The 16,214-nt window shown below is 73.5% G+C and carries 15 protein-coding genes and 1 rRNA gene; 4 read left to right on the top strand and 12 right to left on the bottom strand.

The genetic code is table 11. The features are described 5' to 3' along the window. A partial coding sequence (locus HCN56_RS15840) for an FAD-dependent monooxygenase (protein ID WP_167971653.1) occupies window positions 1-1,359 on the bottom strand: 1,359 nt, incomplete at its 3' end. A 146-nt stretch (window positions 1,360-1,505) separates the two neighbouring features. On the opposite strand from HCN56_RS15840, the gene HCN56_RS27430 reads away from it, so the two are divergent. Next, entirely contained in the window at window positions 1,506-2,474 is a 969-nt protein-coding gene (locus HCN56_RS27430; protein WP_376770884.1) for a TetR/AcrR family transcriptional regulator, read from the top strand. A 210-nt stretch (window positions 2,475-2,684) separates the two neighbouring features. Here the strand turns inward: HCN56_RS27430 and hemB are convergent, their stop codons facing one another. From hemB to HCN56_RS15805, 6 genes are all read right to left on the bottom strand, one after another. After that, window positions 2,685-3,677 carry a porphobilinogen synthase gene (gene hemB, locus HCN56_RS15830; RefSeq protein WP_167971652.1) on the bottom strand — a complete coding sequence of 331 codons (993 nt, stop codon included), beginning with the start codon at window positions 3,675-3,677 and terminating at the stop codon, window positions 2,685-2,687. Between the two features lie 258 nt (window positions 3,678-3,935). Beyond that, window positions 3,936-5,606, bottom strand: a complete 1,671-nt coding sequence (locus HCN56_RS15825; RefSeq protein WP_209312796.1) for a bifunctional uroporphyrinogen-III C-methyltransferase/uroporphyrinogen-III synthase — start codon at window positions 5,604-5,606, stop codon at window positions 3,936-3,938. Continuing rightward, window positions 5,603-6,574 (bottom strand): hydroxymethylbilane synthase, encoded by a 972-nt coding sequence (gene hemC, locus HCN56_RS15820; RefSeq protein ID WP_167971648.1) that lies wholly within the window; start codon window positions 6,572-6,574, stop codon window positions 5,603-5,605. Before hemC ends, HCN56_RS15825 begins: the two co-directional genes overlap by 4 nt. Then, window positions 6,571-7,977 (bottom strand): glutamyl-tRNA reductase, encoded by a 1,407-nt coding sequence (locus HCN56_RS15815; RefSeq protein WP_167971647.1) that lies wholly within the window; start codon window positions 7,975-7,977, stop codon window positions 6,571-6,573. Before HCN56_RS15815 ends, hemC begins: the two co-directional genes overlap by 4 nt. Beyond that, window positions 7,974-8,825 carry a redox-sensing transcriptional repressor Rex gene (locus HCN56_RS15810; protein ID WP_167971645.1) on the bottom strand — a complete coding sequence of 284 codons (852 nt, stop codon included), beginning with the start codon at window positions 8,823-8,825 and terminating at the stop codon, window positions 7,974-7,976. The genes HCN56_RS15815 and HCN56_RS15810 overlap by 4 nt, the downstream gene beginning before the upstream one ends. A 371-nt stretch (window positions 8,826-9,196) precedes the next feature. Continuing rightward, window positions 9,197-9,478: a glutaredoxin family protein gene (locus tag HCN56_RS15805; RefSeq protein ID WP_167971643.1), complete on the bottom strand. Its 282-nt coding sequence runs from the start codon at window positions 9,476-9,478 to the stop codon at window positions 9,197-9,199. 258 nt (window positions 9,479-9,736) lie between these two features. Here HCN56_RS15805 and HCN56_RS15800 point away from each other — a divergent pair, with 258 nt between their 5' ends. The 3 genes from HCN56_RS15800 (at window position 9,737) to HCN56_RS15790 (ending at window position 13,224) form a co-directional block, all read left to right on the top strand. Further along, complete coding sequence (locus HCN56_RS15800; protein WP_167971641.1) at window positions 9,737-10,705, top strand: HAD family hydrolase; 969 nt, start codon at window positions 9,737-9,739, stop codon at window positions 10,703-10,705. Between the two features lie 303 nt (window positions 10,706-11,008). Further along, window positions 11,009-11,782: an ECF subfamily RNA polymerase sigma factor, BldN family gene (locus HCN56_RS15795; protein WP_167971639.1), complete on the top strand. Its 774-nt coding sequence runs from the start codon at window positions 11,009-11,011 to the stop codon at window positions 11,780-11,782. Between the two features lie 194 nt (window positions 11,783-11,976). Beyond that, a complete protein-coding gene (locus HCN56_RS15790; RefSeq protein ID WP_167971637.1) occupies window positions 11,977-13,224 on the top strand; it encodes a DUF5667 domain-containing protein in 1,248 nt (415 codons plus the stop codon). Between the two features lie 19 nt (window positions 13,225-13,243). Here HCN56_RS15790 and HCN56_RS15785 read toward each other — a convergent pair whose 3' ends face one another. The 5 genes from HCN56_RS15785 to rrf all read right to left on the bottom strand — a co-directional run. Beyond that, window positions 13,244-13,432 carry a hypothetical protein gene (locus HCN56_RS15785; protein ID WP_167971635.1) on the bottom strand — a complete coding sequence of 63 codons (189 nt, stop codon included), beginning with the start codon at window positions 13,430-13,432 and terminating at the stop codon, window positions 13,244-13,246. A 132-nt stretch (window positions 13,433-13,564) separates the two neighbouring features. Beyond that, window positions 13,565-13,663, bottom strand: coding sequence for a 30S ribosomal protein bS22 (locus tag HCN56_RS15780; protein ID WP_003948845.1), 99 nt, complete (start codon window positions 13,661-13,663; stop codon window positions 13,565-13,567). Window positions 13,664-13,813: 150 nt separating this feature from the next. Then, window positions 13,814-14,023: a helix-turn-helix domain-containing protein gene (locus tag HCN56_RS15775; RefSeq protein WP_167934489.1), complete on the bottom strand. Its 210-nt coding sequence runs from the start codon at window positions 14,021-14,023 to the stop codon at window positions 13,814-13,816. A gap of 726 nt (window positions 14,024-14,749) precedes the next feature. Beyond that, the gene (locus tag HCN56_RS15770) at window positions 14,750-15,922 is read right to left on the bottom strand and encodes an acetoin utilization protein AcuC (RefSeq protein WP_167971633.1); all 1,173 of its coding nucleotides are present in this window, start codon (window positions 15,920-15,922) and stop codon (window positions 14,750-14,752) included. 177 nt (window positions 15,923-16,099) lie between these two features. Then, window positions 16,100-16,214, bottom strand: a 5S ribosomal RNA gene (gene rrf, locus HCN56_RS15765); the annotation flags it as partial.

Below are 16,214 nucleotides of genomic sequence, written 5' to 3'. Positions count from 1 at the left end.
CCCGACACCGGGGTGGGCCGGCGCCGCGACCGACTCGGGCGTCACCAGGACGTGCCGCCCGGCGCGCAGCGAGGCGTACAGCCTGCCGCCGCCGCGCAGCGGCACGTCCACCGCCCGTCTGCCGACGAGCCGGTGCGCGCCGGACGGCGCCGGGTACCGGATGTCGAGCCCGCTGAGGCGGCCGGCGATGCGCCGCCGCAGCGGCGGCAGGCCGCCCAGCAGCCCGGTCGCCAGCGTGAGACGGGCGAGGTCGGCGGCGTTCTCCGCCGTGGCGAGCCGCAGGATCGCACCGCTGGACCGCACGACGGCGGCCCCGACGGGGTGCCGTTCGTCGTGGTAGCTGTCGAGGACCGCCTCCGCCCCGGGGACGCCGTCCAGCGCGGCGGCCAGCTTCCAGCTGAGGTTGGCGGCGTCCTGGAGCCCGGTGTTCATCCCCTGGCCGCCGGCGGGCGAGTGGATGTGGGCGGCGTCGCCGGCGAGGAAGACGCGGCCGGTGCGGTACTGCGGCACCTGCCGTTCGTCGCAGTGGAACCGGGAGAGCCAGCGGGCGTCGTACATGCCGTAGTCGGTGCCGTGGGCGCGCCACACCGTCTCGCGGACGTCCGCGAGGTCCACCGGCGAGCCCGGCTCGCGCTCCTCGGCGGACCACGCGAACACCCGGTGGTAGCCGTCGCCGAAGGGCGCGAGGAAGGCGACCGCGCCCCGTACGCCGCGGACGGTGAGGGCGCCCTCGCCCGGGTCCTCCAGCAGCCGCACGTCGGCGACGACCATCGAACGCAGCACGGACACCCCGGGGAACGGTTGACCGAGTGATCTGCGGATGGTGCTGCGGTGGCCGTCGGTGCCGACCACGTAGCGGGCGCGCACCGTGCGGACGGCCGGGGTGGTGGCCGGGTCCGCTCCGGGGGCGCGCCGCAACCGGAGGGTGACGCCGCTGCCGTCCTGCGCCAGGCCGCTGACCTCGGTGCTCGGCATGCAGCGGACACCGGCCGCCCGCGCGCGCCGGGCGAGCAGGGCCTCGACCTGGAACTGCGGAGTGACCAGCAGGAAGCCGAACCGGCTGTCGGGGCGGTCGAGCCGGACGGTGACCCCGCCGAAGAGCCGGACCTCGGTGAGGGCGGCGCCGGTGTCGACGAGGTCGTCGGCGATGCCCCGGGCGTCGAGCAGTTCCAGGGTGCGGGCGTGCACTCCGAAGGCACGGGTAAGCGGGGAGAGGCCCGGCGCGCGTCGCTCGACGAGCGTGACGCGGTGGCCGGCGATGGCGAGATCGCCTGCGAGCAGCAGCCCGGTGGGGCCGGCTCCGACGACGGCGACCTCGGTGGCGTGGTGGCGGGTTCGGGTACCGGCGGTGCCGGACATGACTGCCTCCTCTGACCGAGTGGCCCGGTACAGGCCAACAAGCGTTGGCCATCAGGTGTTGGCCAACGAGTGTTGACGAGAGTAGCGACCCCGTTACCGCGAGTCAACGCTTGTAGGCCCACAAGCGTTGGCCTAAGGTGTGCGCCATGATGCTGGAGGACCCGGCCCGCGCCGCAGACCACGAGGGGTCACGCCCCCCGCGCACCGGCGCGGACGGCCACGCCCACGGACCCCCCGACACCTCCCCCGCTCCCGGCCCCGGCGCCCGTGAGTCCCCACCCGGCCCCCACGCCGCCGCGGCGGTCCCGCCCCCGGAGGAGACCGCGGCCGACGGCTCCCCGGCCGCGGTGGACGCCCCGACCGCCGCCCCCTCCGAGCCGTCCCCACCCGCACCACCGAACGCCCCCTCCGGCGTGTCGGACCCCGTCGGCCCCACCGGGGCACCCCGGGCGACCGACCAGGAACCCCGCGAACCGTCCCGGCGCTCGGACGCCACCCGGGCCGCCATCCTCACCGCCGCCCGTGACCGCTTCGCCTGCGACGGCTACGAGCGCGCCACCATCCGCGCCATCGCCCGCGACGCCTCGATCGACCCCTCGATGGTCATGCGGTACTTCGGCAACAAGGCGGGGCTGTTCGCCGCCGCCTCCGAACTCGACCTCCGCCTCCCCGACCTCGGCCAGGTCCCCCGGGATCACGTCGGCGCCACGCTCGTCCGGCACTTCGTACGGCTGTGGGAGGGGAACGAGACCCTCGCCGCCGTCCTGCGGGTGGCCGCCACCAACCCGGCCGGCGCCGAGCGGATGCGCGCCGTCTTCCGCGAACAGCTCGGCCCGGCGGTGCGCGGCGTCTGCCCCGATCCGGCGCAGGCACCGGCGCGCGGCGCACTGGTGATGTCACAGGTGCTGGGCATGGCGCTGGCCCGCTACGTGCTCCGGCTGCCTCCGGCGGTCACTCTTTCGGAGGACCAGGTCGTCGCCTGGCTCGGACCGAGCGTGCAGCGCTACCTCACCGCCCCGGACCCCGGCACCGCCCCCGTGCCCGCCGAGCGGCCGCCGGCCACGGCGGAGTCCGGCGGGGAGTCCGGCGACCGGCGGGACGGCCGCCCGGAGTAGCCCGGCCCGCCTCCCCCACCCCGCGGCGCGGAAGGCTCCGCCCCGACAGCCGGCGCCCCGGCACCCGCCACGCCGTCACCGACCGGCCACGCCGCCACCGACCGACCGGCCGACCACACCGCCACGCTCCCACCGGCGACGGCACCAACGGACACAGCCCCGGCCCGCACCCCGCCCCTGCGGGCGGACGCGGGCCGGGGCTGCCGGCGGTCAGCGGCCGAGCCGCCGCGCGGCCTCGGTCGCCCAGTAGGTCAGCACCAGATCGGCACCGGCCCGCTTGAAGCACAGCAGCGTCTCGTCGATGGCCCGCTCCCGCTCGATCCAGCCCTTCTCGGCAGCGGCCTCGACCATCGCGTACTCCCCGGAGATCTGGTACGCGGCCACCGGGACGGTCACCGCGTCCGCCACCCGGCGCAGCACGTCCAGGTACGGCATGCCCGGCTTCACCATCACCATGTCGGCACCCTCGGCCAGGTCGAGCTCCAGCTCGCGCAGCGCCTCGCGGCCGTTGGCCGGGTCCTGCTGGTAGCTCTTGCGGTCCCCGGTGAGCGACGAGTTGACGGCCTCCCGGAACGGCCCGTAGAAGGCGGAGGCGTACTTCGCGGTGTACGCCAGCATCGCCACGTCGGTGCGACCCGCCGCGTCCAGCGCACGGCGCACGTGCCCGACCTGGCCGTCCATCATCCCGCTGGGGCCCAGCACGTCCGCGCCCGCCTCGGCCTGCACCAGCGCCATCTCCGCGTAGCGGGCGAGCGTCGCGTCGTTGTCCACCGCGCCCCGCGCGTCGAGGACGCCGCAGTGGCCGTGGTCGGTGAACTCGTCCAGGCACAGGTCCGACATGATCACCAGCGCCGCGCCGGTCTCCGACCGGACGTCGCGGATGGCGCGCTGCAGCACGCCGTCCGGGTCGGTGCCGGCCGATCCCACCGCGTCCTTGTGCTCGGGGACGCCGAACAGCATGATGCCGCGCACCCCGGCCTCGGCCGCCTCGGCCGCCGCGCGCCGCAGCGAGTCGCGGGTGTGCTGCACCACCCCCGGCATCGAGGAGACCGGGACCGGCTCGTCGATGCCCTCACGGGCGAAGACCGGCAGCACCAGGTCGGCGGGGCGGACCTGGTACTCGGCCACCAGCTCGCGCATCGCGGCCGAGCTCCGCAGCCGCCGCGGCCGCACCTGGGGGAAACCGGCGTCGTCGACGCTCACATCGGGACCTTTCACCTCACGGGACTGTTCACCGGCGCGCCGGGCGGGCGCCCTCCGGCCGCACGAGCCGCCGCCCGGGGCAGGGCGCGGGCGGCAGCGCCGCGCTCCGCCGCCCGCGGCGACACGCTCTCCTCACCGTACAGACCCCGGACACACCGACGGCGCGGCCCACGGTTCCCACCGTGGACCGCGCCGTCATCGTGCGTGCGCGGGGTCGTCGTGCGTGCGCGGTGACCGGGCCTCGGTCCGACCGGCCGGTCAGACCGAGCGCGGCCGCCTGCGCTGCGGGCGCTTCTCGCTCGGCCGCTTCAGCACCTCGCCGGCGGCCAGCGCCGCCGCCCGGCGGTCGGCGCCGAACTCGGCCAGCGCCTCCGCCAGCCGTGCCACCGACGGCTCGGGCGCCATGACGTCCACCCGCAGACCGTGCTCCTTCGCCGTCTTGGCCGTCGCCGGCCCGATACAGGCGATCACGGTGACGTTGTGCGGCTTGCCGGCGATCCCGACGAGGTTCCGCACCGTCGACGACGAGGTGAACAGCACCGCGTCGAAGCCGCCGCCCTTGATCGCCTCGCGGGTCGGCGCGGGCGGGGGCGAGGCGCGCACCGTCCGGTAGGCGGTGACGTCGTCGACCTCCCAGCCCATGTCGATCAACCCGGCGACCAGGGTCTCGGTGGCGATGTCGGCACGCGGCAGGAAGACGCGGTCGATCGGGTCGAAGACCGGGTCGTAGGGCGGCCAGTCCTCCAGCAGCCCCGCCGCCGACTGCTCCCCGCTGGGCAGCAGGTCGGGCCGGACACCGAAGTCGATCAGCGCCCGGGCCGTCTGCTCGCCGACCGCCGCGACCTTGATCCCGGCGAACGCGCGGGCGTCGAGCCCGTACTCCTCGAACTTCTCCCGCACCGCCTTGACCGCGTTGACGGAGGTGAACGCCACCCACTCGTAGCGCCCCGTCACCAGGCCCTTCACCGCGCGGTCCATCTGCTGCGGCGTCCGCGGCGGCTCGACGGCGATGGTCGGGACCTCGCTGGGGACCGCGCCGTAGGAGCGCAGCTGCTCCGACAGCGAGGCGGCCTGCTCCTTGGTGCGCGGCACCAGCACCCGCCATCCGAACAGCGGCTTGGACTCGAACCACGCCAGCTCGTCCCGGTGAGCCGGGGCCGACCGCTCGCCGACGACCGCTATCACCGTGCGGCCGCCGTCGGCCGAGGGCAGCACCTTCGCCGACTTCAGCGTCCGCTCGATGGTGCCGAGCGTCGCCGACCAGGTCCGCTGCTGGGTGGTCGTGCCGCCCACCGTCACCGACAGCGGGGTGTCGGGCTTGCGGCCCGAGGAGACCAGCTTCGCCGCGTCCGCGCCCACCGACTGGAGGGTCGTGGAGACGACGAGCGTCGCGTCGCTGGCGCCTATCTCCGTCCAGCAGCGGCTGTCGGCGGTGCGGGTGTCGACGAACCGCACGTCGGCGCCGCCGGCGTCCCGCAGCGGCACGCCGGCGTAGGCGGCGACACCCGTCGCCTCCGCGACACCGGGGACCACCTCGAAGGTGATGCCCTCGCGGGCGCAGGCCAGCATCTCTCCGGTGGCGTCCGCGTCGAGGCCGGGGTCGCCGGCCACGGCACGCACCACCCGCTTGCCGCCGCGCGCGGCCCGCATGACAAGATCTGCTCCATCGTCAGCCCGCTGCGGGCCGGACGCCGGCTCGTCCTCGACCGGCTGAAGTGGTGTGTCCGCTCCCGCCCTGATGTGCGCGCGCACCACCTCGTAGACCGGCGGGTCGGCGATCAGGACATCGGCCTGCGCCAGTGCTTCGACGGCGCGCAGCGTGAGCAGACCCGGGTCACCCGGTCCGGCTCCGAGGAAGGTGACGTGCCCGTGGGAGGTCACGCCGGACGGCTTCGGCTGGGCATGCACGCGTGCGGTGGTGGGGCTCAAAGCGCTCGCTCCCCCATCAGACCGGCAGCACCCTTGGCGAGCATCTCGTCGGCGAGTGCCCGGCCCATCGCTCGCGCGTTGGACAGGGCCTCCTCGACGGACGCCGCCACGGAGCCGGTGGTGGACAGCTGCACCAGCGAGGAACCGTCGATCGTGCCGACGGCGCCGCGCAGGCGCATGACGGTGGCCTTCTGCCCTTCGTCCCGGAGGTCGGCGAGCGCGGCGACGGGTGCGCTGCAGCCTGCTTCCAGTGCGGCGAGCAGAGTTCGCTCGGCGGTCACGGCGATCCGCGTGTGCGGGTCGTCGAGTCCGGCGAGCAGGGCGGTGAGGTCCGCGTCGGACGCGGCGCACTCGATCGCCAGTGCCCCCTGGCCGGGGGCGGGGAGGACGGCGTCCGCGGGCAGGAGTTCGGTGATCTCCGACTCCCGACCGATCCGTCGCAGTCCGGCGGTGGCGAGCACGACCGCGTCGAGCTCACCGTCGCGGACGTACCCGATCCGGGTGTCGACATTCCCCCGGATGGGGACCGTTGTGATCTCGCAACCCAGCGAACGCGCCCAGGCGTTCAGCTGGGCCATGCGACGGGGCGAGCCGGTGCCGACCCGCACGCCGCCGAGGGCGGCGAGCCGCTCGAAGGTCAGGTCGTCCCGCGCGATCAGCGCGTCCCTGGGGTCCTCCCGCACCGGCACGGCCGCGAGCGCGAGCTCGTCGGGCTGCGCGGTGGGCAGGTCCTTCAACGAGTGGACGGCGAGGTCGATCTCACCGGCGAGCAGCGCGTCGCGCAACGCGGACACGAAGACACCGGTACCGCCGATCTGCGTCAGGTGCTCGCGCGAGACGTCGCCGTAGGTGGTGATCTCCACCAGCTCCACGGGACGCCCGGTGCGCTCGCGCACCTGCTCGGCGACCTGCCCGGACTGCGCCATGGCGAGCCTGCTGCGCCGGGTTCCAAGCCTCAGGGGCCTCATGACGACCGCTCCTGTTCGGGGTTGCTGACGGCGGCCACCGCCTGCGGGTCGAGGTCGAACAGCTCCCGGAGCGCGACGGCGTAGTCGGCGCCGCCCGGCTCCTGGGCGAGTTCCTTGACGCGGACCGTCGGTGCGTGGAGGAGCTTGTCCACGACGCGGCGGACGGTCCGGGTGATCTCCGTGCGCTCGCGCTCGTCGAGACCTGGCAGCCGGCCTTCCAGCCGGCTCATCTCGGCAGCGACGACGTCGCGCGCCATCGACCGCAGCGCGACGACGGTGGGCGTGATGTGCGCGGCGCGCTGCGAGGCACCGAAGACCGCGACCTCGTCGGCGACGATGCCGCGCACCGCGTCGACGTCGTCCGCGACCGGGCCGTCGGCACCGCCGGCCACCTCGGCCAGCGACTCGATGTCCACCAGGCGCGCACCGGGCAGCTCGCGCACCCCGGCGTCGATGTCCCGCGGCATGGCGAGGTCGAGCAGGGCGATGGGCCGCGCGTCGGGACCCGTCCCCCGGCCGAGCGCCTGCCGCTCGCCCAGCGCCTTGGTCACGGCGTCGGCGGTGAGCACCACGCCGGTGGCGCCGGTGCAGGAGACGACGATGTCGGCGAGGGCCAGCTCGGCGGCGACGGAGATGGCGTTGATCGGCACGGCGCGGGCGTTCAGCGCGCCGCCGGCCTCGGGCCCGAAGCTCTCGGCGAGCACGGTGGCGAGCCGCTCGGCCCGGTCCACGGTGCGGTTGACGATCACCAGTTCGGTGGCACCGGCCCGCGCGAGTGTCGCGGCGGACAGCGCCGACATCGAACCGGCCCCGATCAGCAGGACCCGCTTGCCGGCGACCCACGCGTCCACCGGGGCACCGGCGGCCAGCTGCTCCAGGCCGAACGTCACCAGCGACTGCCCCGCCCGGTCGATCCCGGTCTCGCTGTGGGCCCGCTTGCCGACGCGCAGCGCCTGCTGGAACAGCTCGTTGAGCACCCGGCCCGCGGTGCGGCGCTCCTGCGCCGCCGCGAGGGCGTTCTTCAGCTGGCCGAGGATCTGGCCCTCGCCGACCACCATCGAGTCCAGGCCGCAGGCCACCGAGAACAGGTGGTGCACCGCGCGGTCGTCGTAGTGGACATAGAGGTGGGGGGTGAGCTCGTCGACGCCCACCCCGCTGTGGCGGGCGAGGGCGGCGGTCAGCTCGGAGACCCCGGCGTGGAACTTCTCCACGTCGGCGTAGAGCTCGATGCGGTTGCAGGTGGAGACCACCGAGGCCTCCAGCACCGGCTCGGACAGCGGGCAGCACCCGGCGCCGACCATCTCCTCCAGGAGGGTGCCCCGGGTGGCGGGGTCGATGGCGGCGCGCTCCAGGAGACTGACGGGCGCGCTGCGGTGGCTGAGCCCCACGACGAGTACGGTCATGCCGGCATCGCCGCCGATCGTCCGCCATCGGAACCGTCGGGGCCGCTGCCGGCGTCACCCACACCGTGGGGAACGGCACCGTCGACCGCCGGACGCGCCGGGACGTCGTCGGCACGGCGCCGGGTGGCGGCGACGGGCGGGACGACGGGGGTGACCATGTCGGTGATGTCGGGGCCGGCGGCGGCCTCGCCCGCCTTGCGCTGCTCGTGGAAGGCGAGGATCTGCAGCTCGATGGAGAGGTCCACCTTGCGCACGTCGACGCCGTCGGGGACGGAGAGGACGGTCGGCGCGAAGTTCAGGATCGAGGTGACACCGGCGGCGACCAGCCGCTCGCAGACCTGCTGCGCGGCACCGGCCGGGGTGGCGATGACCCCGATGGAGACGCCGTTGTCGGCGATGATCGACTCCAGCTCGTCGATGTGCTGGACGGCGATCCCGGCGACCGGACGCCCCGCCATGGCGGCGTCGGCGTCGATGAGGGCGGCGACCCGGAACCCGCGCGAGGCGAACCCGCCGTAGTTGGCGAGGGCGGCGCCGAGGTTACCGATGCCGACGATGACCACGGGCCAGTCCTGGGTGAGGCCCAGCTCGCGGGAGATCTGGTAGACGAGGTACTCCACGTCGTAGCCGACCCCGCGCGTCCCGTAGCTGCCGAGGTAGGAGAAGTCCTTCCGGAGCTTCGCGGAGTTCACCCCGGCCGCGGTGGCCAGCTCCTCGGAGGAGACAGTGGGTACCGACCGCTCCGACAGCGCGGTGAGCGCCCGCAGGTACAGCGGGAGACGGGCGACGGTCGCCTCGGGGATACCGCGGCCGCGCGTCGTTGGTCGATGGGGTCGGCCAGTTGCCACGTTGCTCCTGCCGGTAGTGCGAAGCGAAAGGCGGACACCGTGTTCCCGGCCGCCCGGTGGCGCCCAGGCTATGCCTTTGTGAACGCGTGCACAAAGATACTGTCCGTTTTGTCCGAGCAAAGTGACCGGTGCCACATGCATGGAAGAACGCACCGGATCACCCTCCTCACGAGTCGTCGACGACCGCCCCGCCACCTTCGGCGACCGGCGGACCGCCGGTCGGCACGACGGCCCGGGGACCGTGGTGCGCGCGGGGAGACGGCCTCGCATCGTATGCCAGAAACCGACGGCGGAGCACCCGGAGCAAGCCGCTCCGCACCGCCTCCGACCTGCCCTCTCCCGCTCGGACGGAGCGTTCCGCCCGGCCCGGCTCACCCGGTCAGCGCCGCCCGCAGCCGGTCGGCGCGCACCCGCCAGAAGTCGTGCTGGGCGCCGTCCACCAGCACCACGGGGATCTGCTCCCAGTACCGGTCGTACATCTCCTGATCCCGGGTGATGTCCCGCTCCTCCCACGGCACTCCGAGCTCGCCGCAGACCTCCTCGATCACCGCTCGGGCGTCGTCGCAGAGGTGGCAGCCGGGCTTTCCCACGAGAGTGACCAGCCGTTCGGCGGGGTCCCTGCGGGCTATCGGGCGGCGGAACAGCGGAGTCATGACCTCATTGTGCTCCGGTCCCACCGGGCCGCCGACCACGCGGCGCCCCCGGGCGGCCCGAGTGGTGAGAGTCACGCCGGACGCGGCGCGGGCAGAGTGCCCGGCAGCCCGGGCCGCCGACCGCCGCCGGACGACCGTGTCGGCCGCCCGCGCCCCGCCGCCGGGCGGCCCCGCACGCCGGTGACGGGCGACGACGCGCGGCGACCCGATGATCGGCGCGGCGCGGGAGGGGTCCGCGCAGTGGCTATCCTCGACCCCATGCGCCCCTGGTTCCGCCCCCGCACCCGGCTCATCCCGACCAGGCGCAGCGTGACCGCGGGCGAAGCCGCGGCCGCGGTGGCGCTGGGGACCGTGGAGGCGCTGGAAGCCGCCGAGGCGGAGCAGCGCGCGCCGGACGCCGACGCAGCCGACGAGGCGGCGCGGGAGCCGGAGGAGCCCGCCTTCCCGATCGTGGGCGACACACGGGCAGCCGCCTTCTTCGACCTCGACAACACGATCATGCGGGGCGCCGCGCTCTTCCACTTCGGGCGCGGCCTCTACAAGCGCGACTTCTTCAGCAGCAGGGACCTCGCGCGCTTCGCCTGGCAGCAGGCGTACTTCCGACTCGCCGGGACGGAGAACAGCGGGCACATGGCGGAGGCCCGCGACAGCGCGCTCTCCATCGTGCGCGGCCACCGGGTGTCGGAGCTGATGAGCATCGGCGAGGAGATCTACGACGAGTACCTGGCCGACCGGATGTGGCCCGGGACGCGCGCGCTCGCCCAGGCGCACCTCGACGCCGGACAGCAGGTCTGGCTGGTGACGGCCGCCCCCGTCGAGACGGCGACGATCATCGCGCGACGACTCGGCTTCACCGGTGCGCTCGGCACCGTGGCGGAGTCGGTGGCGGGCGTCTACACCGGGCGACTGGCCGGCGAACCGCTCCACGGACCGGCCAAAGCTGTCGCGATCGACGCGCTCGCGGCGGGCGAGGGGCTGGATCTCGACCGCTGCGCGGCCTACAGCGACTCGGCGAACGACATTCCGATGCTGTCACTCGTGGGCCATCCGTATGCGATCAATCCCGACAGGACGCTCCGGGCGCACGCCCGGGAGCGCGGCTGGCGTCTTCGTGATTACCGGACGGGACGAAAAGCCGTCCGGGTCGGGGTCCCCGCAGCGGCCGCCGCAGGCGCCCTGGCCGGGGGCACAGCCGCTGCTCTCGCCCTGCGGCGCAAGCGTCGCTGACGCCTCGGCGCGGCGTCGCCGCCCCGGGCGCACCCGCACGGGCGCCCCCACCGAGTGATCACTTTCTTTCACCCGTCGATCTGAACCGATCAGATGACGGTCACTCCTGCCATGGCGTTTGCATGGCGTAGCGGCTCCAACACGCAACACTTCCGACCGAACCGGCGATTTTCGCAACTAGGTGTAGTGCGGAGTGTACGAAGCGTTATTCTCCTCTGACGCATCCGGCTCCACCGTCCCCAGCCAGGTGACGATGACCGGCCTCGTACTGAACGTGTTGGAAGCTCTGCCTCTGGGAGTCCCGTGTACCCACACGTCGGGGTTGACGCCTCGGGCCTGGCTACGCCCCACATCGCGATCGTCGATCGGCTGCGCGCGCTCGTCCCCAGCGCGCAACCCGGCCCCGCGGTCGCCGCGGCCACCACCGCCGGTCCGGGGTACGCCATGACCGAGAGCACCACCGGAACCACACCGACCCGTAAGCGCGCCCGTTCGGGGACGGCAACGAGCCGCCGGCCCGTCGACAGCGACAGCCGTCGCATGATGGACCTGGTCGAACGCGCCCAGGGCGGGGAGGCGGAGGCGTTCGGCCAGCTGTACGACCAGTACGCCGACACCGTCTACCGCTTCATCTACTACCGCGTCAGCAGCCGCGCCACCGCCGAGGACCTCACCAGCGAGACCTTCCTCCGCGCCCTCCGCCGCATCGGCACCTTCACCTGGCAGGGCCGCGACTTCGGCGCCTGGCTCGTCACCATCGCCCGCAACCTGGTCGCGGACCACTTCAAGTCCAGCCGCTACCGGCTGGAGGTCACCACCGGGGAGATGCTCGACCCCAACGAGATGGAGCGCAGCCCCGAGGACTCGGTTCTCGAACACCTCTCCAACTCGGCACTGCTGGAAGCCGTGCGCCGGCTCAACCCCCAGCAGCGCGAATGCGTGACCCTGCGGTTCCTTCAGGGCCTGTCGGTCGCCGAGACCGCCAGCGCCATGAACAAGAACGAGGGGGCCATCAAAACGTTGCAGTACCGGGCAGTCCGGACACTCGCGCGACTGCTCCCCGATGACGCTCGGTAGCCGCACGACCCCGAGCGATCACATCATCATCCGGCCGTAACCCGAGTGCCCGGCCACTCGTTGGGGAGCTTGCAGGCTCTCTGTGGCCGGGTCGATCAGTCACATTTCACCCGAACGGGCGAAGATCGTGATGAACGGCAACCTCCGGTCCGCATTGGGGAGTCGACCATGCTGACGAGAGGAGGTGCCACCCCGTGCTGAGATCCGTACCGACCAGCCGCCGGGCCAACGCCTTCGCCGAAGCCCTCGATGAGCCGCGACTCGGCGAGGCGTCGGCAGACCGAACGACACAGGAGCCAGGCTCCGCGACGAACGACGCGGAGCAGGCCGGACTGCTCTCCCTGGCGGAGGAGCTGCGGGGTGCGCCCCGCCCGGAGCTGAGCGCCGAGACGAGGACGACCCAGCGCGCCCAGCTCGTCGCCGCCATGGAGAACGCCTTCGGAGGTGCCGGGGGCGACGTCGTACCCGAACAGCGGGGCACCCGCCGCAAGGGCGCGCACCGCGCGACCGGAGCGGCGGGCGCCTTCGCCCGCCTCCGCCCGAAGACCCGGCTGACCAAGGGCCTGGCAGCGGGCGGCCTGGGCCTCGGGGTCGCCGCCGGGGCCTTCGGCGGTGCCGCGGCGGCGAGCACCGACGCACTCCCCGGGGACACCCTCTACGGCCTGAAGCGGGGCATGGAGGATCTCCGCCTCGACCTGGCCGGCAGTGACGCCGACCGGGGCGGCGTGCACCTGGACAAGGCCTCCACGCGGCTCGGCGAGGCCCGGCGGCTGATGGAGCGCCAGAAGGCCGGCGATCTCGACGAGGACCAGGTCGCCGAGGTCCGCACCACCCTCTCCCAGATGCACAGCGACGCGGCCGAGGGCCATCGGCTGCTGAGCGCCGCCTGGGAGACCAACGGCTCCATCGACCCGCTGCGGACCCTGTCGGCGTTCAACGAGCGCCACGGTGGCAACTGGAGCGAGCTGCGGGCGATGCTGCCACCCCAGCTGAGCGACATCGGCGACGAGGTCAGCTCGATCTTCGAGGCGATGGAGGACGACCTCCAGCCCCTCCAGGCGCTCCTGCCGACCGGGCAACAGGAACCCGGCGCGGCGGAGGACGACGGGGCACCGCCGGTGCCGCAGCCCCCGCCGGGCACCCCGGAGGCCGAACCCTCGCCCTCGGCCTCGACCGACAACCCGCCGGCAGCCGAGGAGGCGCCCCCGCAACGGGAGGCGCCGGCGCCCCCGGAGGAGCAGGAGGCCGAGCGGGAGGGCCTGCTGGGCGGTGGTGGCGGCGGACTGCTGGACCCGCAGCAGCTCCCCGGGGTCGGCGGCGGGGAATCCTCGCCGGAGTCCCCGGAATCCGGCACCGGCGGCCCGGAGCCGGACGTCACGATTCCCCCGCTGATCGACGGACTGCTGCCGGGACTCGGTCTCGACATAAGGAAGTCGGAGTAGCGAACCGGCTGCACCGCTCTCACCCGTCGAAGGGCGGCACCGTCATTACGGTGCCGCCCTTCGACACGTCCAGCACTTCTCCGACGGCGGCGGTGCGATACGCCAACACCGCACCGCTCGGGCGTTGTTCGAGAATTGTGCTCGGCTGCGGCGAGGGCGCGGTGATCACCCGGACCGGGCCGCAGACCGCGGTGAGCGAGACCACCACGGAGCGGCAGGAGAGGGGACGGCACCGCAGACCGCCGTCCGGGGCGGCGCCACGGGCCCCGGAACGGACGGCCCGGGCACAGGCAAAGGCCCCTCCCACCAGCCGGTGGGAGGGGCCTTCAGCGGCGTTCGCTCACTTCTTGTTGCGACGCTGAACTCGCGTGCGCTTCAGGAGCTTGCGGTGCTTCTTCTTCGCCATCCGCTTGCGCCGCTTCTTGATAACAGAGCCCACGACTACCCTCGCTCACGTCGATTACTCGGTGCGGGGCGTCCGAGCCCACACGACCTACATCAGGCCAGACTACCCGGCATCGAGCCGAGGCGGTTAATCGAGGGTGGTGCCGAGGCACCCGCAGCGGGCTCCGAGCGGGATTACCGGACGTCAGGCGCTTTCGACACCCACGAACGATTCCCTGAGGTACTCGTGCACTGCCTGCTCGGGGACCCGGAAGGACCGGCCCACCCGAATCGCGGGCAGCTGCCCGGCGTGAACCAAGCGGTACACGGTCATCTTCGACACGCGCATGACCGCGGCAACCTCTGCCACGGTCAAGAACTTGGCTTCACTCAGAAGTCTTTCACCTGCAGCCATGTCACACCTTGACCTTCTGCGCATAGCGGACACCGGCTTCCCCTCCGGTGAACTCCACTCGCATGCGCTCGGACTCAGAGTAGGTGCGGCTGTGGCAAGTGGGGAAGAGGTGCTGAACATGTCATTTCCCGTTACAGATGCACCTTGTTGAGAAGGTCTCGCGTCAGCGGTCGCCTCGGTGCGGCTTTTGCCCCCTTGACCGCCGCCGTGGCCCCGTCTCACGCCCGCCGCATCGGCGGCGGGTGCGGCAGTACTCCCGTTGCCGACCTCGATGTCCGCGGCAACCCTCGGTTGACCTGCGATTACGTCCGTGCGCCGGTCGCCCCGAGGTGAGCCTCCGACCGCTGCGACGGTGGACCGGCGGCTGTCACGCAGCCATGGCACCGACGGGGCGAATCAGCATCAACCGCCCAACTCGCCGATGCCGCGGCTGCGTACGCAGCGGGCTCCGTGCCCGTCAGCGGTACGTCGTACGACCGGTGTGACCGTCACCCGATCTCGTCGTGGTGTCGATGTGACGTCCGTCGCGTGGGGTGAGCCGGCGGCACCCGTGCGCCGAGGCGCGGGCGGCCCGTTCGACGTAGAAGGGCCTCGACAGGCCCGGCCCGGCGCCCCAGCCGCGCTCGCGGCGCGACCTCCGGCCTCGCGGGCCCCACGACGGCCGCCGGGGGGCCATGCCGGACGCCGCGGGCCGGGCCTCCCGGCGGCGGACGAGTCCCGCGCCCGTCAGGCAAGCAGCCCGTGGGTGGGGAACACCGCCTTGCGGGTCGCCATGATCGCGCGGTCCACGTCGTCGGCCGGGTCGTAGCCGTCCTCCCAGGAGCGGAACGCCCCGGTCCCGCCGTCGCTCATCGACCGCGGCGCCTCCTGGCGCGTCAACGCGTAGACGGTCCGGCGCCACTCCTCGGGGACCGCGCGCCCAGGGTCGACGGGCGCGTGCGAGGCCACGGCGACCAGGTGGGCCCAGCTGCGCGGCACGACATCGACGACCGCGTACCCGCCCCCGCCGAGGGCGAGCCAGCGTCCGTCGGCGTGGGCGTGGGCCCACTCGTGGCACGCCTCCATCGCGGCGCGTTGGGCGTCGATGCTCAACGCGAGGTGCGCGAGGGGGTCTTCGACGTGGGTGTCGGCGCCGTGCTGCGACACCAGGAACTGGGGCCGGAACGCCTCCAGGAGCTCGGGGACCACCGCGTGCAGCGCCCGCAGCCAGCCGGCGTCCGAGGTGCCGGGCGGGATCGCGACGTTGACGGCGCTGCCGGCCGCGTGGGGCGGTCCGCACTCCTCGGGCCACCCGGTCCCCGGGAACAGCGCGCGCGGGTGTTCGTGCACGGAGATGGTCAGCACGCGCGGGTCGTCCCAGAACGCGGCCTGGACGCCGTCGCCGTGGTGGACGTCGACATCGACGTAGGCGACGCGCTCGGCGCCGTTCTCCAGCAGGCGGGCGATGGCGACGGCGGCGTCGTTGTAGACGCAGAACCCCGCGGCGGCGCCCGGCATCGCGTGGTGCAGGCCGCCGGCGAAGTTGACCGCGTGCGGCGTCTCGCCCCGCCACACGGCCTCGGCCGCGGCGACGCTCTGGCCGACGATGAGAGAGCTCACCTCGTGCATGCCGGGAAAGGCCGGCGTGTCCGTGGTGCCGATGCCGTACTGCTCCTCGGGCGGCGCGGACTCCGCCGAACTGCGCCGCACGGCCTCGATGTAGTCGGGGTGGTGCACCAGCCGCAGCGTGGAGTCGCCGGCCGCGGGCACCGCGTGGACGGCGCTCTCCCGGTCGAGGGAGAGGGTCTCCACCAGACGCATCGTCAGCGCGAGACGGATCGGGTCCATCGGGTGGGAGGGGCCGAAGTCGTATCCGGTGACGGCCTCGTCCCACATCAGCCACGTCTTGCCGCTCGTCATGCGGCCACCGTATATGAGCCACGCTCCCGGGCGCCGTTCCCGGCGCGAGAAGCGGGGCCTCGCCGGCGGACGGCCGGCCCGGGCGGCAGGCACGGGGAGAAGAGAAACCCGCCCGAGAACGCAGAAAAGGGCCCCACCGGAACCGGAGTTCCAGTGAGACCCTCTCCCACACAATTTGTTCGGCGGCGACCTACTCTCCCACACGGTCCCCCATGCAGTACCATCGGCGCTGAAAGGCTTAGCTTCCGGGTTCGAAATGTAACCGGGCGTTTCCCTCTCGCCATGACCACCG

Source organism: Streptomyces lonarensis (genome assembly GCF_012033735.1).
Classification (GTDB): domain Bacteria; phylum Actinomycetota; class Actinomycetes; order Streptomycetales; family Streptomycetaceae; genus Streptomyces; species Streptomyces lonarensis.
Note: the sequence above shows the minus strand (reverse complement) of the source record. Positions and strands in the feature narration are given on the sequence as shown.